The sequence below is a fragment of the Streptomyces sp. SCUT-3 genome, from assembly GCF_014083985.1.
Classification (GTDB): Bacteria; Actinomycetota; Actinomycetes; order Streptomycetales; family Streptomycetaceae; genus Streptomyces_H; species Streptomyces_H thermolineatus.
The window spans coordinates 283,298-304,938 of the sequence record NZ_CP046907.1 but is presented as its reverse complement, the minus strand read 5'-3'; the positions used below and the strand labels follow the sequence as shown (position 1 = coordinate 304,938).

The window sequence follows — 21,641 nt, the reverse complement described above, 5'->3', positions numbered from 1 at the left end:
ACCTCGCCGCGGTCCCGGCGGGTCAGCCGCCGTGCGGAGTGCCCGGACCGCGCACGGCGCCGGGCACGTCGGTGCAGGCTCCGCCGGCGCCGGGCCGGGTCGCGACGACGACGGTGGCGTGCAGCTCCTCGTCGACGGCCACCCGCGGGACCAGAGCGCTGCGGGCGACGGTCTCCGCGGCCGCCGGTGCCTGGCCCTCACTCGTCTCGAACAGCAGGCTGCCGCCCGGCGCCAGCCACTGCGGCGCCTGCGCGGCCACCCGCCGCAGGACGTCGAGTCCGTCCTCGCCGCCGTCGAGCGCCACCCGGGCCTCGTGCTCGCGGGCCTCCGCGGGCAGCAGCCCGATCTCGCCTGTGGGCACGTAGGGCACGTTGGCGAGCAGGACGTCGACGCGGCCCCGCAGCGCGGCGGGCAGCGGTTCGTACAGGTCTCCCTCGTACACGCGGCCCCGGCGGGGACGACGTTGCGCCGGGCGCACCGCACCGCTGCGGGGTCGATGTCGGCGGCGTGCAGTTCGACGCAGTCCACGGCCGCGGCCAGCGCCGCGCCCAGCGCGCCCGAGCCGCAGCACAGGTCGACGACGACGGCCCCCGGCCGCGCGAGGGCGGCGGCCCGGTCGACGAGGAACTCGGTGCGGCGGCGGGGCACGAACACCCCGGGGTCCACGAGGATCCGCAGGCCGCGGAACTCGGCCCGGCCCAGGACGTGTTCGAGGGGCAGTCCGGCGACGCGCCGGTCCACCGCGGAGGCGAGTTCACCGGGGGTGCGTGCCGCGGAGAGGATCAACCGCGCCTCGTCCTCGGCGAAGACGCAGCCCGCGGCCCGGAGCCGGGCGATGACGGTCGGGAGGGTGAGAAGTGACGGCGAAGCCGGCATGAGTGCCTTTCGGGACGTCGAAGGGCGCTCCGCGGTCGCCTACGCCTGAGGGACCGTACGGCCGTGAGGGGGGAGCGCCCGGCCTGCTGCAGCGGTAATGGGGCTCACCTCCTCGGTGCGTTCACTGCGTGGGACGGCCACACTACCGCACGGCGTGCGGGCGAACGGACGCGCTGTCACCGTCGGCAATGCGGACTTCGCCTCCCCGCGCCTGCCGGCCCCGTGGCCCCGCGGCCCCGTGGCGTTGGGGCCGGCGGGCGCGGGGAGGCGGGGACGGCGGGCGGGGGCGGGGCCGGGCGCGGCTCGTTCAGGGGCCGCACCCGGCCGGGGCCGGGTGTCGTCAGAAGACGCCCTGGCCCGGGGTGAGGACGCCGCGCGGGTCGTAGCACTTGCGGGCGGCGGCCAGCTGCGGCCACGCCGACCCGAAGTGGTCGCGCCAGTCGGCGGCGGTGAACGGGATCGAGCCGACCGGGTACTGGAGGCCGCCGCTGTCGCGCACCGTCTCGTAGGCGGTGCGGTTGGCCGCGAGCAGGCGGTCGACCGTCTCCTTGTCGCCGGGCGGGCAGGAGCGCAGCACCGACATCAGGTAGGGGACCGGGTCGTCGGGGGTCCGCAGCATCGGCAGGCGCAGCCGCTCGCGCAGCAGCGGGTAGAGCAGGACGACGCCGCCGGGGCCGACGTCGTCGGGGCCGAGGTCCTGGAGCAGGGACGCGGCCAGGGGGGCGGCGGAGTCGCCGGGCAGCATGACGTTGAGCCACGGGTGGGCCCAGTCCCACAGCCCCGCCTCCTTCAGGGCCGCCACGCCCGCCGCGAGCCGGTCGAGGAACGCGTAGTAGCCCATGTCGGCGATCTGCGCGCCGGCGGGGTCGTGGCGCAGGCCGGCCAGCAGCTGCGTGTCGTCGGGGGCCGGGCCGGCCGGGGGACCGTAGGCGACGGCCTCCAGCACGTACTTGCTGAAGGAGCCGTCCTCGGCGGCGGAGACCTGCCCCTCGACGTAGGCGAAGCGGCCCTCCGTGACGAGCCGGCGCTGGTCGGCCAGGAAGGTCTCCAGGTCGGAGTAGGGCAGCTGGTAGTGGCGCACGGTCTCGGGTGCGGTGACCAGTCGGAGGGTGGCGCCGACGATGATCGCGCACTGGCCGAGCCCGCCGAGGACGGCCCGGAACAGGTCGGCGCGGCGGGTGGGGGAGCAGGTGATCAGCTCACCGGCGCCGGTGACCACCTTCAGCTCGGTCACGGTGTCGAGCTGGGAGCCGTGGCGGTGGGTCTGCCCGCCGAGGCCGCCGACGGACAGGGTCCCGCCGACCGAGAGCTCGATGTAGTCGGTGAACACCGGGGGAGTGAGGCCGTGGGCCAGGGTGGCCTTGGCCACCGAGCTCCACAGGGCGCCCGCGCCGACGGTCACGGTGTTCCCGCTCACCTGGCCGATCCGGTCCAGGGGGGAGGTCTCGACGACGAGGCCGCCCTCGGTCTGGGCCTGGCCGTAGGTGGTGTGGCCCTGGCCCCTGGGGGCGACCTTCAGGCCGCGGGTGTTGCAGTACCGGACCATCGCGACGATGTCGGCGACCGACCCCGGGCGCAGGACGGCGGAGGGCGTGCGGTGCACGATGTGGCCGTAGTCGTCCGCCGCCGCGGCCAGCGACGCCTCGTCGACGAGCAGCGTCCCGTCGAGCGGGGGCAGCGCCTCCAGGGTGGCCGAGGCGGCCCGGCGGGCGCCCCCCTCCTGCCGGCCGTCGTCGGTGACCCACAGGCGGTTCAGGGGGTCGAAGCCGATCACCACGGCCATCGCGGCGAAGCCGTGCAGAGCATTGCGGCGGGTCGGTTCCAGGGGCATGTGCGCCCTCCTCGGGACGGTTGTGGCCGTCCGTACAGGGCGCGCGCGCCGTGACACGCACGGTTCCGGCCGGGTCGGCGCAGCAACATCATCGGTTCCACCAGCACCGTTGTCCTGTCAGGCATATGACAGTGGCTCGAATCCTTCCCTGCGTGGCCGAAAACGCTTCCGTCCCGCCGCGGGTGTGGCCGGATCCGTACGGCGGAAGCGGGAGTTGGGGCAGGGGCAGGGGCAGGAGCGGGGCGGAGGCAGGACGGGACGACCGGATACAAGTGATCAAGCGTCAAATCCGCAGGAGGAACGCCCCGTCGGCGCCCTATGGTGAGCAGGCCGACGGCGAACACCTCACCATGAACACCACAGGAGCCTTTGCATGACGGCTGCAACCGACCGCCCTGCCAGGGTCGACTTCTACTTCGACCCGGTCTGTCCCTTCGCCTGGATCACCTCGCGCTGGATCCTCGAGGTCCAAAAGCACCGCGACCTGGACCTGCGGTTCCGGGTGATGAGCCTGTACGTGCTCAACGAGGGCCGGGAACTGCCCGACTGGTACCGCGAACTGGTCGACGACTCGCTGTCCCTGGTCCGCATCTGCACCGCCGCCGGGCTCGAGCACGGCGAGCAGGTGCTGCCCGCCCTCTACACCGCGCTCGGTACCCGCATCCACAACGGCGGCAGCAAGGACTTCGCGGAGGTCGCCGCGCAGGCGCTGGCCGAGGTCGGCCTGCCGGCGGACCTGCTGGCCGCGGGCGACAGCGAGGAGTACGACGAGGCGCTGCGCAAGAGCCACCACGAGGGCATGGACCCGGTGGGCGAGGACGTGGGCACGCCCACCATCCACATCGACGGCGTGGCCTTCTTCGGGCCCGTCCTGAACTCGATCCCCCGGGGCGAGGAGGCCGCGCGCCTCTTCGACGCCGCCCGCACCCTGGCCGCGTACCCCGACTTCTTCGAACTGAAGAGGACCCGCACCGGAGAGCTCGACTTCGACTGACCCGCCGCCGTGCGGCCCGGGGCGCGGACGGCCCGGCTCCGGGACGGCCCGGCCCCGGGACTGCCCGGGCCCGGGCCGCGGGACGCGGTGGCTGCCCGCAGCCGGATCCGGCGTGGCGTCGAAGGGGCCGTCACCAGCTCCGGTGCACGGTCGCCTTGCTGCCGGTCACCAGGCTTGCCGGCGGGACGTCGTCGGCCACGACCGCGCCGGCGGCGACCACGGCGTCACGGCCGATGCTGACGCCGGGCAGGATCGTGGCACCGGCACCGATCCACACGTTCTCCGCCACGTCGATGGGTGCGCCGGTGAGGTACAGCCGCCGCTCCCCGGGATCGACCGGGTGGCCGCTGGTGATGAACGTGACCTTCGGTCCGATCATCACGCGCTCGCCGAGCCGGATACCGGCGTAGTCCAGGAACGTGCAGTTCTGGTTGATGAAGACGCGCTCGGCGAGGTCGAGGTTCAGGCCGTGGTCCGTGTAGAAGGGCGGATAGATCGTGACCCTCGGGGGCAGCGGCCTGCCGAGGATCTGCTCGAACAGTTCCGCCTTGCCCGCCTCGTCCTCGAAGGGCAGGACGTTCAGGCGGGAGGTGAGCTCGGTGACCCGCAGGACCCGCTCGGCCATGGCCTTGAACTCGGCGCTGTGGATGCGCATGAGGCGGTCGCTGGACATGCCACGATCCTTTCTGTGCACCGGTGCCGGCAGCGGCCCCGGGCCGGTGCCCGGGGAGTCCGGTTCCTTGCGGCGCGCATGCGTGTGCATCCCCCGCCTCACGGCAGTGCGCCGACCCGAAGCATCCCAGATCTTCTCCGGACGGCCCGGAGGCGTGCAGAGTTGCCTCCGCCGGACGGACCCGGGCGACGAGCGCCCGACGACTGTGGGAGACGACTGATGCCTGCCAGGACGAGCGCCGAGGCGTTCCGGGCGCTGCACGACCGAGCCGAGCCCGACGACCCGCTGGTGCTCCCCAACGTCTGGGACGCGGTCAGCGCCCGGGCCTTCGCCGACGGCGGCTTCCCCGCCCTGGCCACCTCCAGCTCGGCGGTCGCCGCGGTGCTGGGGTACGAGGACGGCGAGCACACCCCGCCCGACGAGATGTTCGCCGCTCTGCGCAGGATCGTCCGCGCGGTGGACGTGCCGGTGACCGCCGACATCGAGGCCGGGTACGGGCTCGCCCCCGCAGAGATCGTCGAACGGCTCCTGGAGGCGGGCGTCGTCGGCTGCAACCTGGAGGACTCCGATCCGGCCACCGGCGAGCTCGAGGATCCGCGGGAGCACGCCGACCGGCTCGCCGAGGTGAGCGCGGCGGCCGCCGGCCGCCTGGTGATCAACGCCCGCGTCGACACCTTCCTGCACGGGGACGGCTCGGTGGAGTCGGCGGTCCGCCGCGGCCGGCTGTACGCAGGGGCGGGCGCGGACGTCGTCTACCCGATCCTCGCCCCGGCCGAGGTGCTGCCCGACCTGGCCGAGGGCCTCCGCGTCCCGGTCAACGCCCTGTGCCTCCCCGGCGGCCCGGCGCCGGCCCGCCTGGGAAGGCTCGGCGCCTCGCGGGTCACCTTCGGCGGCGGCCTGCACCGGCAGGCCACCGCCGGGCTCCGGGACCTGGTCCGCCGCACGGCCTCGCCGGCCGGCGCCGACGCGTAGCCGCCGCGGCGGGCCCGCGCCCGCCGCGACCGCTACCGCCCCTGCCGGCGTGCGAGTGCCTGCCCGATGACGCGCGCGCCGTCCGGGAAGGCGCCGGGATTCGGCCCCGAGTAGTTGAGCCGGAGGTAGGCACCGGTCGGCTCGGCGGGGAACCACTCGTTGCCGGGGGCCACGACGACTCCGGCCTCCTCGCAGTCCCGGACGAGCCGCGCCAGGTCGGTGGCGTCCGGCAGCCGGACCCACAGGTTCAGCCCTCCCTGCGGCACGGCTTCGACGCGGGCGGTGGGGGCGTGCTCCCGGAGCGCTCCGACGAGGAGGTCCCGGCGGGCGGCGAGCCGGTGACGCAGGCTCCGCAGGTGCGTGCGCCAGGCGGACTGGGTGACGACGTTGAGCGCGACGGCCTGGAGGACGCCGCTGACGTACACGGACTCGGCCTGGGCGTCGGCGAGGAGACGCGTCCGCGCCGGGCCGCGGGCGACCACCCCGGCGATGCGGACGGCCGGGGAGACGCTCTTGGTCAGGGAACGCAGGTGGACGACGTGCCCGCTGTCGTCCCGGGCGGCGACCGGGACCGGGTCGGCGGTGATGCCGAAGTCGTGCGCCCAGTCGTCCTCGATCAGGAATGCGCCGTGCTCGCGGACGATGCCGAGGACCCGGTCGGCCAGGCCGGGCGGCCACTGGGCGCCGGTGGGGTTGGCGAAGTTCGGCTGGGCGTAGAAGGCCCGAGCCCCGGTCTGCTCGAACGCCCGCGCCAGCTCGTCCTGGTCGGGGCCGTGCGCCCCGCTGGGGACGGGCACGAGCCGCACGCCCGCCTGCGCGGCGGCGAGGATCGCCCCCCAGTAGGTCGGTGACTCCACCAGCAGCGGGCGGCCCGCGCCGACGAGGGCGCGGAAGACGGTGCTGAGGCCGCTCTGGCTGCCGGGGAACACGACGACGTCGCCCGGCGACGGCGGCGCGACCCCGGCCGGCGCCGCGGCGCCGAGCTCGGCCGCGAACCACGCCTGCAGCTCGGGAAGTCCCGCGGCCGGCGGGCGGCCGACGGCGGTGTCGCCGCGGGCCGCACGGGCGAACGCGGCCCGCACCAGGCGCTCGGGCAGCAGTTCCCGGTCCGGGTAGCCCGAGTGCAGCGCGATCACGTCGTTCTGGACGGTCCGCAGCGCCGTGGACAGCTGCGGAACGCGGTTCCGCGGCGCCCCGAGCGCCGCGGTCTGCCACCCGTAGTCGTTCGGGCGGGCCGCGCGGACCGCGCGGACGAAGGTCCCCACGCCGGGCCGGGTCTCCACCGCCCCCTGCGCGGCCAGGGTCCGCAGTGCCTTCTGCACCGTGACCGGGCTTGCTCCGTACTGCGCGGTCAGCGCCCGTGTGGACGGCAGCCTCGCGCCCGGCGCGGCCGTCTCCATCCACGCGCGGAGCCCGGCGACGATCCTCGAACTGCTACCGTTGTCCATGAAGAGCAACAGTAGCGCTACCCGTCATGCGACACCGGTGCTATCCACCTCCCGCACCGGTCTCCGGTGGGGCCTGCTCGGGGTCGCGGCGTTCTCGTTCACCGTCCCGTTCACCCGGGTCGCCGTCGGGGGCGGCGGGATGTCGCCGCTGTTCGTCGGATCCGGCCGCGCGGTGGTCGCCGCGCTGCTCGCGGCCGCCGCGCTGGCGGCCACGGGGCAGCGCCCGCCCCGCGGCGCCCACTGGCTCCGGCTGGCGGTCGTCGCCGCCGGCGTGGTCGTCGGCTTCCCCGTGCTGACCTCCTACGCGCTGACCACCGCCCCGGCCGCCCACGGCGCCGTCGTGATCGCACTCCTGCCGGCCGCGACCGCGGTGGCGGCCGTGCTCCGCGGGCACGAACGCCCCCCGGCCCCGTTCTGGGCCGCGGCGGCCGTCGGCGCTATCGCCGCGGTCGCGTTCGCCTCGGTACGGGGCGGCGGACCCGGCGGCCTCCACCGGTCCGACCTGCTCCTGCTCGGAGCCGTCGTCGCGGCCGGCGCCGGCTACGCGGAGGGCGGGCTCCTCGCCCGCGAACTCGGCGCCTGGCAGACCATCTCCTGGGCGCTCGTGCTCTCCGCCCCGGTGATGGCCGTCCTCGCGGGCGTCTCGATGTCGCAGCACCCCCCGACCGGCACCCCGGCCGAGTGGGCCGCGTTCGCCTACCTCGGGGCGGTGAGCATGTTCCTCGGCTTCTTCGCCTGGTACCGCGGGCTCGCGGCCGGCCCGATGGCGCAGGTCGGCCAGACGCAGCTCGTCCAGCCGGTGATGAGCATCTGCTGGGCCGCGCTGCTCCTGAACGAACGGATCACCTGGCCCACCGTCCTCGGCGGTCTCGCCGTGATCGCCTGCGCCGGCGCCGCCGTGCGCACCCGTCCGGGCCGCGCCGCGCCCGCGGCCACGGAGCGGGACGCGGCCACGGAGCGGGGAGCGGCCACGGAGCGGGGCGCGGCGGGCGCCCGGTCGCGGACGGCCGCCCCGGACACCGCCGGACCGCCCGGCCGAGGAGACCGGCCGGTCCGCTGAGACCTCCCGTTCGGGCACGGAGGCCCGGTCCGGGTGGCAGGATGACCACGCACCCACGGGACGCGTGAAAAACGGGAGAGGCACTGCGACATGTCCGTCATCCACCGCACCACGATGAAGCCCACCAAGCTGGAACTCCTCGCCCCGTGGCTCCCCGGGCGGCCCTGGTACCTCGGCGCGGGCGGTGAACCGCGGCTGGCCCGGGCCGGCGGCTTCCGGCTCGACGACCCGCAGGGCGAGGTCGGCATCGAGTTCATGGTGGCCGTCGACGAGTCCGGGGACCGGCCCGTCGCCTACCAGGTGCCGCTGACCTACCGCGGGGCCCCGCTCGACGGCGCCGAGCACGCGCTCGTCGGAACCTCCGAGCACGGCGTGCTGGGCCGCCGGTGGATCTACGACGGCGTCCACGACCCGGTCCTCCTCGCCCGGCTGTTCGCCCTCCTCGACGGCGAGGCCGAGCCGCAGCAGCAGAGCATCAGCAACACCCCCGACCCGACCGTCACCGCCCGTTTCACCGGAGCCGGGCCCCTGAGTCCCGCCGAGGTCACGGACGTCACCGACGGGCCGCACGGCACCGACGTCCACGCGCGGGGCGCCGCCACCGGGCCGGGCCGGCTGACCCTCCGGGTGAACCGCGTCCTCGAACCGCTGCGGGACGAGCCGTCCGCCCCCGCGGGGCAGGCCCCGGGCGACGTCACCGCCGGCTGGCTGATGCCGGACGGCACCGCGGCACGCGCCCTGTTCGCCGTCGTCCACGCCGCCGGGTAGCGGCGGCCGGCGCCCCGCCGGGGCCGCCCGGTCCGGTCACCGGGGGCCGGGCGCCCCCGGATCGTTTCGCTGTATGTCACCCCGGGCGCGGCGCACCGTCGGCGGGTCCGCGGGGGCCTGCCAGCCGTCCGAGTCGGGGAACGTGAAACCCAGGTGCTCGTGCAGCGCCTTCAGCTGCTCCGGCGTGGCGAGGACCATGATGCTGTCGTGGCCGGCGTGCGGCTTGTGCTCGAACTCGACCCAGTGCCACGCGCGGGGGTCGTCGTCGGCGGCGGTCTCGGCGACGGCGTCGCAGGCCGCCCCCTGGTCGTAGTAGTCGTCCGCGAAGTGCTCGGCGGGGACGGACACGAGCCTGCCGTTGCGCCGGAACTCCAGCTTGTCGAAACGGCCGTTCTCGAGGGGGCCCTCGCCCTCGACGAGCCGCACGTCGGTGATGGCGACCTTGTTGCCGGCGACCCGGAGGGCATCGTCCAGCAGGGACGCGTAGTCGTGGTGGATGGAGTCGATGTCGTCGGCGTGGACCGAGACCGCCACGCCGAACTCCTCGAGGGCGCAGGCCGCCTCGTAGTGGTCCAGTTCCTCGTGCGCGTAGGAGGCGGCTTCCTCCAGGACGCCGCGCATCCTCTCCTCGGAGATCATGCCGATCCCGTGGAGGACCGCGCCCACCCGTGCGTACGTCATCGATGAAGTGTCCGGCATGAAGGCGATCATGTCGGAAGGGCGGCCTCCCCGTACCTGGTTCGGTGCGGAAACCGCAGGTGGGAATCGGCAGGTGGGAATCGGCAGGTGGGGAATCCGCCGGCCGTATTCCGCGGACGCCCGCGCCCCGCCGTGGGAGGATCCCGTCGCAGTGCGGACCGGCTCCGGCGACGAAGGACGACGAGGACGACGATGTACGCGACATCCCTGGGCGACGACGGCGCGGAGCTGCGCCCCCTCGAACCGTGGCAGGCGGAGGAGTTCCTGGCCCACATGGACCGGGGGCGGGAGTTCATCGGGCAGTACGTCGGGCTGCCGGACGTCGTCACGGACCTGGAGTCGAGCCGCTCGTACCTGCGGGCGTACGCGGAGAAGGCCGCCGCCGACGCCGGGTGCGTCCACGGCATCCGGGTGGACGGCAAGCTGGTCGGCGGGGTCCTCCTGCGGACGATGGACGTGGAGAACGGCGTCGCCGAGGCGGGCTGCTGGCTGGAGCCGTCCGCGGCCGGCAGGGGACTGGTGACCAGGGCCGTGCGCGTGCTCGTCGACTGGGCCGTCGAGGAGCGGGGCATCCACCGCGTCGAGTGGCACGTCTCGTCGGCGAACGGGCCGAGCATCGCCGTCGCCCGGCGGCTGGGGATGACCAGGGAGGGCGTGCTGCGGGAGAGCTACCTCTACAGGGGGAAGCGGCACGACATGGAGGTCTGGTCGGTCCTCGCCCCGGAGTGGCGGGCGCACCGGCGGGCGCACCGGCCGGAGGCGGCGGGAGGCCCGCGGCCGTCGTAGGCCCCCGGCTGCATCGAGGAACAAGGAAGTTCTGGACGTTCGAACGGTCGGTTCGTTAACCTCGCACAACACTACGGGCGGCCCGGGGACGGGGACGCCGCTCGAACGGGGGTCGGGGTGACGGGATTCGTCCTGCTCAGGGCGCGCGCCTACCGGTCGCTGCTGGCGGTCGCGCTGCTCACCGTGGTCCTGACGAGCTGTGTACTGGCCGCGCTCGGGGCGTACGGCGATGCGGTCGCCGACGCCGGTGTGCGTCGTGCCCTCGGGGACCGGTCGGCGTCGCGGGCGCTGCTGGAAGTGGACGCGGACGTCGAGGGGCGGGACCTGGAGGAACTGGACGCAGCCGTGCGCGCGGCCGCGCAAGCCGCCTACGGCGGGCTGCCGGTGCACGTCGGGTCCAGCACCCGTTCGGGCCCCTTCGAACTGCCGGGCGGAAGCGGCACGCGCACCCCGGACGACGCGGACGGCCCGGGCGGCGACGGGGGCGGTGCGGCCGCGGCCGGTGACGACCGCCCGGACCTGACAAGGCTGGCCACGCTCGACACCTCCCGGGTGGAGATGGTGTCCGGGCAGGTTCCCGGCCGGCCCTCGGCGGGGGAGGACGTCCCCGTAGCCGTGCCCGAGGCCGCGGCGCGGCGGCTGCGGGTGGGCCCCGGGGACCGGGTGGTCCTCGCCGACCGGCGCGGCGGCCCGGACCTGCGGATCCGGGTGACCGGGGTCTACCGGCCGGCCGACCGGGACGCGCTGTACTGGAGGCTCGACCCGCTGGGCGGACGCGGGGTCGGCTTCTCCGTCTTCACGACCTACGGGCCCCTGCTCACCGACCCCTCGGTGTTCGCCTCCGGGCGCGTCGCCCCGGCGGAGAGGTCCTGGCAGGCGCGCGCGGACTTCTCGACGGCGACGGCCGGGCACGTCGACCGGTTGCGCGCGGGCGCGCAGGAGGCGGCCGAGCGGCTGGACGGCGGGGAGCAGGGCGAGGGCGTGCAGGTGGCCACCGGCCTGCCCGGCCTGCTGTCCGAGGTGGAACGGTCACTGGCGGCGAGCCGTTCCGCACTGCTGGCCGGCGCACTGCAGCTGGTGGTCCTGGCGGGGGTCGCGCTGTTGCTGGTCGCCGGGGTGCTGGCCGGGGAACGCTCGGCGGAGAGGACCCTTTTGCGGGCCCGCGGGGCGTCGCGCCGGCAGCTGGCCGCGGTGGCGGTCGGTGAGGCGCTGCTCCTGGTGGCCCCGGCCGCGGCGGCGGCCGTGGTGCTGGCCGGGCCGTTGGTACGTCTGGCCGGGCACGGGTCGCAGGCGGTGGCGGGCCTGCGGGTCGCCGGACCGGTGTCCGGCACGTCCTGGGCCCTGGCCGCAGCCGCCGCCGGGGTGTGCGTCGGTGCGCTGGTCGCGCCGGAACTGCGCCGCAGGGGTGCGCCCGCCGACGAGGGCACGGTCAGGGTCCGGCGGCCGGCGCTCAACGCCGCGGTGCGGGCCGGGGCGGACGTGGCGCTGCTGGCCGTCGCGGCGGTGACGTACTGGCAGGCGTCGCAGGAGGTGGCCGACGGCGGTACTCCGGGCGCGGACCCGCTGCTGGTGGCGGTTCCGGCGTGCTGCCTGCTGGCCGGGGCGGTACTGGTGGTCCGGCTGCTGCCGCCGGCCGCCCGGCTGGCCGGGTGGTCCGCGCGGCGGTCCCGGGGGCCGGCCCTGGCGCGGTGGCAGGCGGCGCGGAGGCCGGGGCGGTTCGCGGGCACGCTGCTGCTGGGGGTGCTGGCCGTGGCGACGATCACCCTCTCCGCCGGGCAGGGCGCGAGCCGGGACCGTTCCCTGGCCGACCGGGCCGACTTCGAGACCGGTGCCGACCTGCGGGTCACCGGCACCACGACCCCCGGGTTCGGACAGGGCGGGGTGTACGACGCGGTGCCGGGCATCGAGGCGCTCACCCCGGCGGCGCGGACGCAGGTGGCGCTGCCCGGCGGCCGCACGGCCACCGTGCTGGCGATGGACACGGCCCGCGCGGCGGAAGTGGTGCGGATGCGGCACGACCAGGCGGACCGTCCGCTGCGGCAGCTTCTCGAACCGCTGCACCCGGGCCGTCCGCGCGCGGACGCCGCGGAGGGCTTCGTCCTGCCGGACGGTGCGCGGCAGCTGCGGATCACCGTCCGCCTGGAGGCCGCGGGCGCCGACGGCCGCCGCGTCCGCGGCCCGGCGCCCGAAAGCCTCACCGCTGTCGTCCAGGACCGTTACGGCGTGCCGTACACCTTCGCCGCAGGTGATCTGGCCGCCGACGGTGAGGCCCGCGTGCTGCGGCTGGACCTCTCCGGGGCGGCCGGCCCGTTCGGCACCCCCGCCGGGCCGCTGCGGCTGACGCAGCTGCGGGCGAGCCGTCCGCTGCCGCAGGAGCCGGAGCAGCGCCGGCTGACCGTCACCGCGCTGCGGGCCGTCACCGCCGAGGGCGGCGTCGAGGACGTCCCGGTTCCGCCGCGGGCGCGGTGGGCCGCCGAGGCGACGGTCGACGACCCCGACTTCCGCCCCTCGCCGGGCAGCGGGCGGACGGCCGCGGAGGCGGGGACCCCCGTCGTCGGCGGTGCGGGGGCCGTCCTGCGCGCGGCCTACGGCACCGGGGCGGAACCCCCCGTCCCGGCAGGCCTCGACCGCACCCTGGGCACGGTGACCCTGCGGGCCGCCACCGGCCCGGAGAACACCTCGGCGCCGGGGCCCGCCCCGGGCGGGGGGCCGAGATCTCCGCGGTCGCCACCGACGCCTTCCTGGAGGCCACCGGGACCGGGGTCGGCGGAACGGCCGTCCTCGAAATCCCCGGGGCCCGGCTCACCGTGCGCGTCACGGGCTCCGTGCGCAGCCTGCCGACCGCGCCGACGCACGGACCCGACGCCGCCGGGGGAGCGGTGCTGCTGGACCTGGACGCCGTCAACCGGGCCCTGCTCGCCCGCTCCGCCGGCGGGCTCCGGCCCGGCGAGTGGTGGCTGGCCGCCGAACCTGGTGAGGCCCGGTCGGTCGCCGCCGTGCTGCGGGCCCGGCCGGACGGCGTCTCGCTGCTCGTCCGGGACGAACGGGCGCACGAGTCGGCCACCGACCCGCTCGGGGCGGGACCGCGGGCGGCCCTGCCGGCCGTCGCCACGGCCGCGGCGGCCCTGGCCGCCGCGGGCCTCGCGGTCGCCGCCCTCGGCTCCCTGCGCGAACGCGCGGACGAGTTCACCGTCCTGCGCGCCCTGGGCGTCCGCCACCGCCGGATCAGGGCCGCCGTCGCCGCCGAGTACGGACTGCTGGCCGCGGCGACGGTCTCCGCCGGTGTCGTGCTCGGTACGTTCCTGGCCCACCTCCTCGTGCCGCTGACCGTCCTGACCGACGGCGCCGCACGCCCCGTCCCGGAGGCCGTCGTGGTCCTCCCGCCCGGTCTCGTCGCCGTCCTGGCGGCCGTCGTGGCCGTGGTCCCCCTGATCGCCGCGGCCGCCGTCGGCCGTCGCCCCGATGCCGCCGCCCTGCGGGAAGGAGCGTCCTGAGGTGCCCGTCCCCGCCCCGGAGAAAGGCGCGGCCCGCAGGGCCCGCCGAGCCGCGCGTCCCCGGGAGGCCGGGCCCGGCGCCGTGCCCTGGATCCGCGCCCGGCTGCGGGCCGCGCCGGGGCAGGCCCTGGCGACGGGGGTACTGGTGATGGTCACCGCGTTCCTCCTCGCCGCCCTGCCCCGCGCGGTCGACTCCTACGAGAGCGGCGCGCTCCGGGAGGCGCTGGCACGGGCACAGGCCGACCGGCGCAGCGTGACCGTCACCGCCGACGTCCTCGCCCGGGACGCCTCGCCGGGGCGGAGCCCGGTCCCCTCGGACGCGGAACTCGCCGCGACCGCCGAGGCGTTCCGCGACGTCGTCCGCCCGCCGGTGGTGCCGCAGCCGGGCGCGGACGTGCACGGGGTGCGCAACGGCACCCCGGCGCCGACGCTCGGCCGCGCACTGCCCCGGCCGGCGCAGCTCGACCCGCGCGCCACCGTCGTCGTCCCACCGCGCGAGGTGCTGTCCGGCCTGAGGACGGTGACCGGCCGGCTGCCCGCCGAGGCCCCGGGCGACGACGTCGTCGAGGCGGTGCTCACCGCCCGCACCGCCGAGGTGATGGGCCTGGAGGCCGGGTCGTCCGTCCGCCTGGCGACCGTCGACGGCGCGCCCCTGACCGTGCGGATCACCGGGACCGTCGAACCCCGTGGCCCGCGGCCGGCGCTGTGGACGGCCGTGCCGGTCGTGCGCGGCCCCGCCATGGTGTGGGTGCCCGGCCGCGGCGATCCCAGGGGCTACTGGCACTTCGGGCTCCTGTCCGGCGGCGGGGCCCGGGAGGCGCTGCTGCGCCTGGAGGGGGGAGCGGTCGCCTTCTGGCACCATCCGCTGCGGCTGGAGGACCTGACCCCGGACGAGGTCCCCGCAGCGCAGCGGGCCCTCGCCTCGCTGAGCGGCGGCTCGGACGCGGCCCGGCTCCAGGCCCGCTCGCCCGTGGAGGGAGCGGTCGTCGACGGCGACGGGCTCGACGCCCTGCTGGCGGCCTTCGCCGCGGAGCGGCGGGCCGCCGGACCACTCGTGCTCGTCGCCGCCGTCGGCGTCGCCTCGGTCGCCGCGGTCGTCCTGCTCATGGCCGGCGGGCTGGCGGCCGCCGGCCGCCGCACCGAGACGGCACTGCTGCGCGCCCGCGGCGGCAGCCTGCCCGGCATCGCACGCCTCCTGGCCGCCGAGACCGCGGTCGTCGCCGTTCCCGCGGCCGCCGCGGGCGTGCTGTGCGCCCTGCTGCTGGTGCCGTCCCGGCGGTGGGCGGCGGCGCTCCTCCTGGGTGCCGCGGTGGCCGCCACGGCCTGCCTGGCGCTGCCGTTGCGGGCCGTCGTCGCCCACCGCACACCGTGGGCGGCCGCGCGCGAGGACCTCACCGCCGCGCGCCCCTCCCGCCGGCGCGTGGTCGTGGAGCTGACGGTGGTGGTCCTCGTGGCCGGCGCACTGGCCGCGTCCCGCAGCGGCGCGTCCGCGGGCGTGCTGACCGCCGCCGCCCCGGTCCTGATCGCCACGGCGGCCGCGCTGCTGCTGCGGCGGATCCACCCGATTCCCCTGCGGCTGCTCGCCCGCGCCACGGACCGCCTGTCCGGAGCGGTCGTCCACCTGGCCGTCGTCCGTGCCGGCCGCGCCCCCGCCGCGGCCGTGATGCCGCTGGCGGCCGTGCTGGTCGCCCTCACGGTCGCCTCGTTCGGCGGCTCCGTGCTGGCCGGGGTTGCCGACGGCCGTTCACGCGCCGCACGGGCGGCCGTCGGGGCCGACGCCCGGATCGAGGCCCCCGCCTCGCTGCCGGAAGGGCTGGCGGCCCGGATCCGCCGGGTGGACGGGGTGGAGGAGGCGGCCGCGGTCCGCGTCGAGTACGGGCTGCGCACGGCCGGCTTCTCGCGCCCGTTCGCCCTCGTCGCAGTCGACCCCTCCTCGTACGCGCGGCTGGCTGCCCGCACCGGGCCGGACGGCGGCGGCTTCCCCGCGGCGGCCCTGGGCCGGTACGGCGGCACCGGCCCGCTGCCGGCCGTCGTCTCGCCCGGCCTGGCCGAGGACCTCGGCGGCGGGGCGGCCACCGTCGCGACGGACTCGGGGTCCGTCGGCATCCGCGCCGCGGCCGTCCGTGCCGCCGCACCCGCCGTCGAGGGGGACTTCGCCGTCGTCTCGGCCGCCTCCCTGGCACGGTCGCGCCCCGACGGCCCCGGCCGCACCGACGGCACCGACGGCACCGACGGCACCGAGCCGACCGTGCTGCTGGTCGGCGGCGCGCACCTCGACGGCGCGCGACTGCGGGACGCGGCCCGCGGGGCCGGGACCGGCCTCGCCGTGAAGCTGTACTCCGAGGAACTGGCCCGGTACGAGAGCACCCCGCTGCAGACGGGCGCGCGGCTCCTCTACCTCGCCGCCGTCGCCGCCTGCGCCGGGTACGGCGCGCTGGCCCTGCTGCTGGCCCTGCTCCGGACGGCCCCCGGCCGCCGGGCGCTGCTGGCACGCCTGCGGACCATGGGCACGAGCCGGCGGCAGGCCCACGCGCTGGCCTTCCTCGAAGCCCTCCCGCCGATCGTGCTGGCGGCCGCGGGAGGGATCCTGACCGGCCTCGCCGCCGTCCTGCTGCTGCGCCCGGGCGTGGACCTGACCGCCCTGGCCTTCAGCGCCGACGCCCGCGGGAAGGGGGCCACGGTGCAGGCCGTTCTGACACCCGACCCGGGGACGCTCCTGTGGCCGCCGGCGGGCGTGCTGGTGCTGGCCTGCACGGTACTGGCGCTCCAGACCTGGCTGAGCGGTCTGCGGGGCCCCGGCACGGAGTTGAGAACCGAGGAGCACACGTGACGGAGCGGACGGTGCCGGCGACGCTGGCGGACCTGGAACAACGTGCGGAGGCCGCCCGGGAACGCCCCGGCTACGGGCAGGACGCGCTGGTCGTCTGCGACCGGCTGGTGCGGATCTTCACCGCCGAGGGGGTCGAGGTGCAGGCGCTGCAAGGGCTCGACCTGCTCATCGGGCACGGCGAGCTGACGGCCCTCGTCGGGGCCTCAGGAAGCGGGAAGTCGACGCTGCTGAACATCCTCGCGGGGCTCGACGTGCCGACGGCCGGTGCCGCCAGGGTCGGCGGACACGACCTGCTGGCCATGGACGCCGCCTCACGGCTGCGCTACCGGCGGGAGGTCGTCGGCTTCGTGCGGCAGGAGACCTCGCGCAACCTCCTGCCGTACCTGACGGCGGAGCAGAACGTCCTGCTGCCGATGCAGTTGGCCGGGAGGAGGACGCGTCGGCGCGAGCGGACTGCGCGCGCCCGGGAGCTGCTGGACCTGCTCGGCGTCGGCCACTGCCGCGACCGCCTGCCGCGGCACATGTCCGGGGGCGAGCAGCAGCGCACGGCGATCGCGGTGGCCCTGGCGAACTCGCCGTCCCTGCTGCTGGCGGACGAGCCCACGGGCGAGCTGGACTCCTCCGGCGCCGAGCAGGTCCTCGCCTCCTTGCGGACCGCGAACGAGGAACTGGGAACCACGGTCGTGGTGGTCACCCACGACGCCGCGGTCGCCTCCTCCGTCCGCCGCGCGATCGCCGTCCGCAACGGGCGGGCCGCGTCCGAGGTGGTGCTCCGCTCCGAGGTCGACGAGCACGGTGCGGAGCGCGTCGTCACCCAGGAGTACGCCACGGTCGACCGGGCCGGCCGCCTCCAGCTGCCCCGGGGGTTCACCGAGACCCTGGGCATCGCGGAACGGGTCCGGCTCGCGCTCCGGCCGGACCACATCGCCGTCCACCCGGACCGCGTCGCCGACCGTCCGGACCGCGTCACCGACCGTCCGGGCGGTTCCGGTGACGACTGACCGGCCCGCGCCGGCGCCCCCCCTGCCTCGGAAGGAGATGACGGGCATGTCCGCCACGCACGACGCGAAGACCCCCGCCCGGCGGGGGAGCACCCCGGGCCCGGCACCGGAGACGATGATCACCGTCCGCGGCCTGGTGCGCACCTACGGCAGCGGCCGCACCGCGGTCCGCGCCCTGAGGGGGGTGGACCTCGACGTCCCGCGCGGCGAGCTCGTCGCGGTCAGAGGGCGCTCCGGGGCCGGCAAGACGACGCTGCTCAACCTGGTCGGCGGCCTCGACCGGCCCGACTCCGGAAGCGTTCTCCTCGACGGCGTGGAGCTCACCGGGCTGAGCGAGAAGCAACTGTCGGCCCTGTGGCGCGAGCGCATCGGCTTCGTATTCCAGTCCTTCGGCCTCGTCCCGGTGCTGACGGCCGCCGAGAACGTGGGCGTGCCGCTGCGGCTGCGCCGGACCCCCTGGCGCGAACGCGAGGAGAGGGTGCGGCTCCTGCTCGAGATGGTCGGACTGGGCGACCACGCCGAGCAGCGCCCCGGGGAGCTCTCCGGGGGCCAGCAGCAGCGGGTGGCGGTCGCCCGGGCGCTGGCGAACCGGCCCGCGCTGCTGATCGCGGACGAGCCGACGGGGCAGTTGGACGCGGAGACCCGCGCGGCGGTGACGGAACTCCTGCGCGCCGTCGTAGCGGGCGAGGGCGTCACCGCCCTGGTCGCCACGCACGACGACGGCCTGATCGCGGCCGCCGACCGGGTCCTGGAACTGCGCGACGGCCTGATCACGGAGGAAGGCCTGCGGTGACCGCCGCCTCCCGCCGTGCGCGGGCCGTCGGCGGCCCGCGGCCCGGTCAGCGGGCGCCCGGCTCCCGGACCTGCGGGTTCTTCCGGAGCTTCCCCTGCTGCTGCGCCGCCCACAGGGACCGCACGTGCGCCAGGTGCCGGCGCATGTACGCCTCGGCGGCCTCCGCGTCGCCGGTGAGCATGATGTCCAGCAGTTCGGTGTGCTCCTGGGCGGAGGCCACCAGCGCGCCTGCTTCCGCGAGGTCGGCGAGGCCGTAGAGCCGGGAGCGCTTGCGCAGGTCGCCCACCGTTTCGACGAGCCGGGCATTGCCGGCCAGGGAGAGCAGGCCGAGGTGGAAGCGGCGGTCCGCCTCCAGGTAGCCGATGAGGTCCCCGGCCTTCGCGGCGGCCACGATCTCCTCGGCGACGGGGCGCAGTGCCTCCAGCTGCTCCCGCGCGGCCGACCGGGTCACCCGGCCGACGGTCGGGATCTCGATCAGGGAGCGGAGCTCCGTGAACTCGTCCAGGTCCCGCTCGGACAGTTCGGTCACGCGGAAGCCCTTGTTGCGCACGGCCTCCACCAGCCCCTCGCGCGCCAGCTCCAGCATGGCCTCGCGGACGGGGGTCGCGGAGACGCCGTACTCGGAGGCGAGGGAGGGGGCGGAGTAGACGACCCCGGGCTGGAGCTCGCCCGCGATCAGCGCGGCACGGAGGGCGTTGGCCACCTGGTCGCGCAGGTGGGCCTGGACCGAGACGAGTGGGCGGCTTCTGGGCTCGCTCATGGATTCCCCTCCACGGATGTGTGGTCCCACCCTACAATTTCACGTTGCGCAGAGGCGGGCCCTGTCCGGCGCGGGGCGGCCAGCCGGGCCGCCGGCTGCTGCGGCGGCCCGGGGGAGGATCGGCCCGGGGGAGGGGGCGGGGGTCAGGACTGCCCGGGGACCGCGCAGCCGTCGGGGCCGCACACCGACGCGTCGTCGCCGGGCCGCGCCGGGTCGGCGATCGTCTTCAGCGGTGCGCGTTCGTCCCAGGCCCGGGCCAGTGCCTGGGCGAACACCTCGGCGGGCTGGGCGCCGGAGATGCCGTACCTGCGGTCGAGGACGAAGAACGGCACGCCGGTCGCGCCCAGTGCCGCGGCCTCGCGCTCGTCGGCGCGCACCTCGTCGGCGTACCGGTCCGGGTCGGCGAGCACCGCGCGCGCCTCGTCGGCGTCGAGGCCGGCGGCGGCCGCCAGCTCCACCAGGTGGGCGTCGTCCCCGAAGACGGAGCGCTCCCCGGCGAAGTTCGCGCGGTAGAGGAGGGAGATCAGCTCGTCCCGCCGGCCCCGCTCCCCGGCGAAGTGCAGCAGGCGGTGCATGTCGAAGGTGTTGCCGTGGTCGCGGCCCTCGGCGCGGTACTCCAGGCCCTCCGCGGCGGCGTTCGCGCCGATGTTGCGCTCGTTGGCCTGCGCCTGCTCCTCCGTGATGCCGTACTTCTTGGCGATCAGGGGGACGACGGGGCCGACGTCGTCCTTGGGGAAGTTCGGGTCCAGCTCGAAGGAGCGGTGCACCACCTCGACCTCGTCGCGGTGCGGGAAGGCCGCCAGCGCCTTCTCGAAGCGGGCCTTGCCCACGTAGCACCAGGGGCAGGCGATGTCGCTCCATACCTCGACGCGCATGTTCGGTTTCCCTCCGGGGTGTGGGGCGCAGGACGGAGGATCCCTCCGCGCCGCGCGGGCGGTCCGGCGTACCGGGCCGGTGGTGCCGGCCGGCGCCGACCGGACCGATTCGGACAATCTGAAAACTTCAATGACGTGAAGCAACCATGCGGGCGAATATTCAAGGCTGTCAAACCAGCCTCTTCCGGGAGGCCGGGGCGGCGGCCGCGCCCGCCGGTGCCCGCGCAACGGGCTGCCGGGATACTGGCCGCATGCGAAAAGAGTTCGATCCCGATGCCATGGACGCGACCGCGGTCCACCGGCTGCTGACCTCGACGGTCGTGCCGCGGCCCATCGCCTGGGTGTCCACCACGTCCGCGGACGGCGTCGACAACCTGGCCCCGCACTCGTTCTTCACCATCTCCTGCGCGAGCCCGCCCGTCGTCCAGTTCAGCTCGGTGGGCCGCAAGGACTCCCTGCGCAACATCGAGGCCACCGGCGAGTTCACCGTCAACTTCGCCCCGGAGCACCTGTTCGAGCAGATCAACGCCACCGGCACCGACTTCCCGCCGGGGGTGAGCGAGTTCGACGCGGTGGGCATCGCCCGCGAGCCCGGCAGGAAGGTGCGGCCGCCGAGGGTGGCCGCCTCCCCGGTCGCCCTGGAGTGTCGCCTGCACAGCACCGTGCTGCTGGGGGACTCCACCGTCGTCTTCGGCCGGGTCGTGCACGCCGCGGTCTCCGAGGCCGTGCTGGACGGCGACCACCCCGAGATCACCAAGCTGCGCCCGCTGACCCGCATGGGCAAGAACGAGTGGGGCGTCCTCGGCGAGGTGCTGGAGATCAAGCGCCTCCCCTACCACGAGTGGACCGGGACGGGCGCGACCCCGGCCGGCTGACCGCCCGGCGCCGGGCCGTGCCCCCGGCCCGGCGCTCCCGGCCCGGCACTGCCGCCCGGATCAGTACGCCGTCGCGAGGTCGGCCTCCAGGGCGCGGGCCGCGGCCTCCAGGGTCGCGACCAGCGACTCGAGCCGGCGCGGCTCGTAGCGCACGCCGGGCATGGACACGGACAGGCCCGCCTGCGCGGTGCCGTCCCTGCCGCGCACCGGGACCCCCACGGCGACGAGCCCGCGTTCGGAGCGTTCCTTGTTCACGGCGAACCCGCTGCGGCCGACGCGCGCCAGCTCGGTGCGCAGCACCGCCGGGTCCGGGCGGTCCCCGGGGCGGTCGAGGTGGCGCTCGGGGGCGTACACCTCGTCCAGCTCGGAGTCGGTGAGCCCGGCGAGGAGCAGCAGGCCGGCGGTCGTGCGGTGGGCGGGGAAGACCATGCCCTCCCTGGAGCCGACGCGCAGCGCCTGAGTGCACTCCGCGCTGGCGATGAACCGGACCGTGTCGCCCGTGCGGATGCTCAGGTTGGCGGTCTCGTTCAGCAGGTCGACCAGCCTGCGCAGGTGGGGCAGGGCGGCGGCCCGCAGCAGGGACACCTGCGACCGGGAGTGCGCGGCGAGCTCGAGCACGGGGCCCGCGTGGTAGACCCGGTTCTCGTCCTGCACCGCGAAGTCCCGGTAGACGAGCATCGCCAGCAGCCGGTGCGCGGTCGACCGGGCCACCCCCAGCCGCTCGGCGACCTGCGAGACGGTCAGCCCGCCCTCCAGCTGCAGCATGGCCGCCGTCCTGAGGGCGTGGTCGACGCTGGCGATCGCGTACGGCGGCGGCGTCTTGAGCGGCTTGTCCAACGGAGCTCCCCTTGTTCTGCTCCACAGAATCTACATGTCTTCACAGAGAACGCAACGCATGCTGAACCC

17 protein-coding genes and 2 pseudogenes are annotated in these 21,641 nt (G+C 76.1%); 11 read left to right on the top strand and 8 right to left on the bottom strand.

The genetic code is table 11. From position 1 onward, the window contains the following. Positions 1-22 precede the first annotated feature (22 nt). Together GQS52_RS01415 and GQS52_RS01410 are read right to left on the bottom strand one after the other, a co-directional pair. Positions 23-876 (bottom strand): annotated as a pseudogene (locus GQS52_RS01415) (putative protein N(5)-glutamine methyltransferase). Positions 877-1,216: 340 nt separating this feature from the next. Then, on the bottom strand, positions 1,217-2,707 hold the full coding sequence (locus GQS52_RS01410; protein ID WP_182311286.1) for an FAD-binding protein: 1,491 nt from the start codon (positions 2,705-2,707) through the stop codon (positions 1,217-1,219). A gap of 373 nt (positions 2,708-3,080) precedes the next feature. On the opposite strand from GQS52_RS01410, the gene GQS52_RS01405 reads away from it, so the two are divergent. Further along, positions 3,081-3,701, top strand: a complete 621-nt coding sequence (locus GQS52_RS01405) for a DsbA family protein (protein ID WP_182311285.1) — start codon at positions 3,081-3,083, stop codon at positions 3,699-3,701. A 130-nt stretch (positions 3,702-3,831) separates the two neighbouring features. Here the strand turns inward: GQS52_RS01405 and GQS52_RS01400 are convergent, their stop codons facing one another. Next, positions 3,832-4,374: a DapH/DapD/GlmU-related protein gene (locus GQS52_RS01400; RefSeq protein ID WP_182311284.1), complete on the bottom strand. Its 543-nt coding sequence runs from the start codon at positions 4,372-4,374 to the stop codon at positions 3,832-3,834. A gap of 219 nt (positions 4,375-4,593) precedes the next feature. Between GQS52_RS01400 and GQS52_RS01395 the strand changes: the two genes are divergently transcribed. Then, positions 4,594-5,346, top strand: coding sequence for an isocitrate lyase/phosphoenolpyruvate mutase family protein (locus tag GQS52_RS01395; RefSeq protein WP_182311283.1), 753 nt, complete (start codon positions 4,594-4,596; stop codon positions 5,344-5,346). Between the two features lie 32 nt (positions 5,347-5,378). Here GQS52_RS01395 and GQS52_RS01390 read toward each other — a convergent pair whose 3' ends face one another. Beyond that, entirely contained in the window at positions 5,379-6,794 is a 1,416-nt protein-coding gene (locus tag GQS52_RS01390; RefSeq protein WP_182311282.1) for a PLP-dependent aminotransferase family protein, read from the bottom strand. A 37-nt stretch (positions 6,795-6,831) separates the two neighbouring features. Here GQS52_RS01390 and GQS52_RS01385 point away from each other — a divergent pair, with 37 nt between their 5' ends. Together GQS52_RS01385 and GQS52_RS01380 are read left to right on the top strand one after the other, a co-directional pair. Next, positions 6,832-7,854 carry a DMT family transporter gene (locus tag GQS52_RS01385; protein WP_259370497.1) on the top strand — a complete coding sequence of 341 codons (1,023 nt, stop codon included), beginning with the start codon at positions 6,832-6,834 and terminating at the stop codon, positions 7,852-7,854. A 90-nt stretch (positions 7,855-7,944) separates the two neighbouring features. Then, positions 7,945-8,622, top strand: coding sequence for a 1,4-alpha-glucan branching protein (locus GQS52_RS01380; protein WP_182311280.1), 678 nt, complete (start codon positions 7,945-7,947; stop codon positions 8,620-8,622). A 36-nt stretch (positions 8,623-8,658) separates the two neighbouring features. On the opposite strand, the gene GQS52_RS01375 is transcribed toward GQS52_RS01380, so the two are convergent. Further along, positions 8,659-9,303, bottom strand: a complete 645-nt coding sequence (locus GQS52_RS01375) for a hypothetical protein (RefSeq protein WP_259370496.1) — start codon at positions 9,301-9,303, stop codon at positions 8,659-8,661. Positions 9,304-9,513: 210 nt separating this feature from the next. On the opposite strand from GQS52_RS01375, the gene GQS52_RS01370 reads away from it, so the two are divergent. The 6 genes and pseudogenes from GQS52_RS01370 (at position 9,514) to GQS52_RS01350 (ending at position 18,225) form a co-directional block, all read left to right on the top strand. After that, positions 9,514-10,107: a GNAT family protein gene (locus tag GQS52_RS01370; RefSeq protein WP_182311279.1), complete on the top strand. Its 594-nt coding sequence runs from the start codon at positions 9,514-9,516 to the stop codon at positions 10,105-10,107. Between the two features lie 558 nt (positions 10,108-10,665). Next, a pseudogene (locus GQS52_RS28310) lies at positions 10,666-11,436 on the top strand (FtsX-like permease family protein); the annotation flags it as partial. Between the two features lie 1,136 nt (positions 11,437-12,572). Continuing rightward, positions 12,573-13,601 carry an ABC transporter permease gene (locus tag GQS52_RS28305; protein ID WP_346268268.1) on the top strand — a complete coding sequence of 343 codons (1,029 nt, stop codon included), beginning with the start codon at positions 12,573-12,575 and terminating at the stop codon, positions 13,599-13,601. A gap of 1 nt (position 13,602) precedes the next feature. Next, positions 13,603-16,431, top strand: coding sequence for an ABC transporter permease (locus GQS52_RS01360; RefSeq protein ID WP_182311277.1), 2,829 nt, complete (start codon positions 13,603-13,605; stop codon positions 16,429-16,431). After that, the gene (locus GQS52_RS01355; protein ID WP_259370495.1) at positions 16,428-17,432 is read left to right on the top strand and encodes an ABC transporter ATP-binding protein; all 1,005 of its coding nucleotides are present in this window, start codon (positions 16,428-16,430) and stop codon (positions 17,430-17,432) included. Before GQS52_RS01360 ends, GQS52_RS01355 begins: the two co-directional genes overlap by 4 nt. Before the next feature lie 115 nt (positions 17,433-17,547). After that, positions 17,548-18,225, top strand: a complete 678-nt coding sequence (locus GQS52_RS01350) for an ABC transporter ATP-binding protein (protein WP_259371014.1) — start codon at positions 17,548-17,550, stop codon at positions 18,223-18,225. Between the two features lie 46 nt (positions 18,226-18,271). Here the strand turns inward: GQS52_RS01350 and GQS52_RS01345 are convergent, their stop codons facing one another. Next, positions 18,272-18,985, bottom strand: a complete 714-nt coding sequence (locus tag GQS52_RS01345) for a GntR family transcriptional regulator (protein ID WP_182311275.1) — start codon at positions 18,983-18,985, stop codon at positions 18,272-18,274. Between the two features lie 143 nt (positions 18,986-19,128). After that, positions 19,129-19,860: a DsbA family oxidoreductase gene (locus GQS52_RS01340; protein ID WP_182311274.1), complete on the bottom strand. Its 732-nt coding sequence runs from the start codon at positions 19,858-19,860 to the stop codon at positions 19,129-19,131. A 251-nt stretch (positions 19,861-20,111) separates the two neighbouring features. Here GQS52_RS01340 and GQS52_RS01335 point away from each other — a divergent pair, with 251 nt between their 5' ends. Further along, positions 20,112-20,735: a flavin reductase family protein gene (locus tag GQS52_RS01335; RefSeq protein ID WP_182311273.1), complete on the top strand. Its 624-nt coding sequence runs from the start codon at positions 20,112-20,114 to the stop codon at positions 20,733-20,735. A 60-nt stretch (positions 20,736-20,795) separates the two neighbouring features. On the opposite strand, the gene GQS52_RS01330 is transcribed toward GQS52_RS01335, so the two are convergent. After that, complete coding sequence (locus GQS52_RS01330) at positions 20,796-21,572, bottom strand: IclR family transcriptional regulator (protein WP_182311272.1); 777 nt, start codon at positions 21,570-21,572, stop codon at positions 20,796-20,798. Positions 21,573-21,641: the final 69 nt, after the last annotated feature.

Excerpts from the sequence above, each read along its gene's own strand:
- GQS52_RS01410 (WP_182311286.1), bottom strand. The coding sequence starts at position 2,707 with ATGCCCCTGGAACCGACCCGCCGCAATGCTCTGCACGGCTTCGCCGCG.
- GQS52_RS01405 (WP_182311285.1), top strand. The coding sequence starts at position 3,081 with ATGACGGCTGCAACCGACCGCCCTGCCAGGGTCGACTTCTACTTCGAC.
- GQS52_RS01400 (WP_182311284.1), bottom strand. The coding sequence starts at position 4,374 with ATGTCCAGCGACCGCCTCATGCGCATCCACAGCGCCGAGTTCAAGGCC.
- GQS52_RS01395 (WP_182311283.1), top strand. The coding sequence starts at position 4,594 with ATGCCTGCCAGGACGAGCGCCGAGGCGTTCCGGGCGCTGCACGACCGA.
- GQS52_RS01390 (WP_182311282.1), bottom strand. The coding sequence starts at position 6,794 with ATGGACAACGGTAGCAGTTCGAGGATCGTCGCCGGGCTCCGCGCGTGG.
- GQS52_RS01380 (WP_182311280.1), top strand. The coding sequence starts at position 7,945 with ATGTCCGTCATCCACCGCACCACGATGAAGCCCACCAAGCTGGAACTC.
- GQS52_RS01375 (WP_259370496.1), bottom strand. The coding sequence starts at position 9,303 with ATGACGTACGCACGGGTGGGCGCGGTCCTCCACGGGATCGGCATGATC.
- GQS52_RS01370 (WP_182311279.1), top strand. The coding sequence starts at position 9,514 with ATGTACGCGACATCCCTGGGCGACGACGGCGCGGAGCTGCGCCCCCTC.
- GQS52_RS01350 (WP_259371014.1), top strand. The coding sequence starts at position 17,548 with ATGATCACCGTCCGCGGCCTGGTGCGCACCTACGGCAGCGGCCGCACC.
- GQS52_RS01345 (WP_182311275.1), bottom strand. The coding sequence starts at position 18,985 with ATGAGCGAGCCCAGAAGCCGCCCACTCGTCTCGGTCCAGGCCCACCTG.
- GQS52_RS01340 (WP_182311274.1), bottom strand. The coding sequence starts at position 19,860 with ATGCGCGTCGAGGTATGGAGCGACATCGCCTGCCCCTGGTGCTACGTG.
- GQS52_RS01335 (WP_182311273.1), top strand. The coding sequence starts at position 20,112 with ATGCGAAAAGAGTTCGATCCCGATGCCATGGACGCGACCGCGGTCCAC.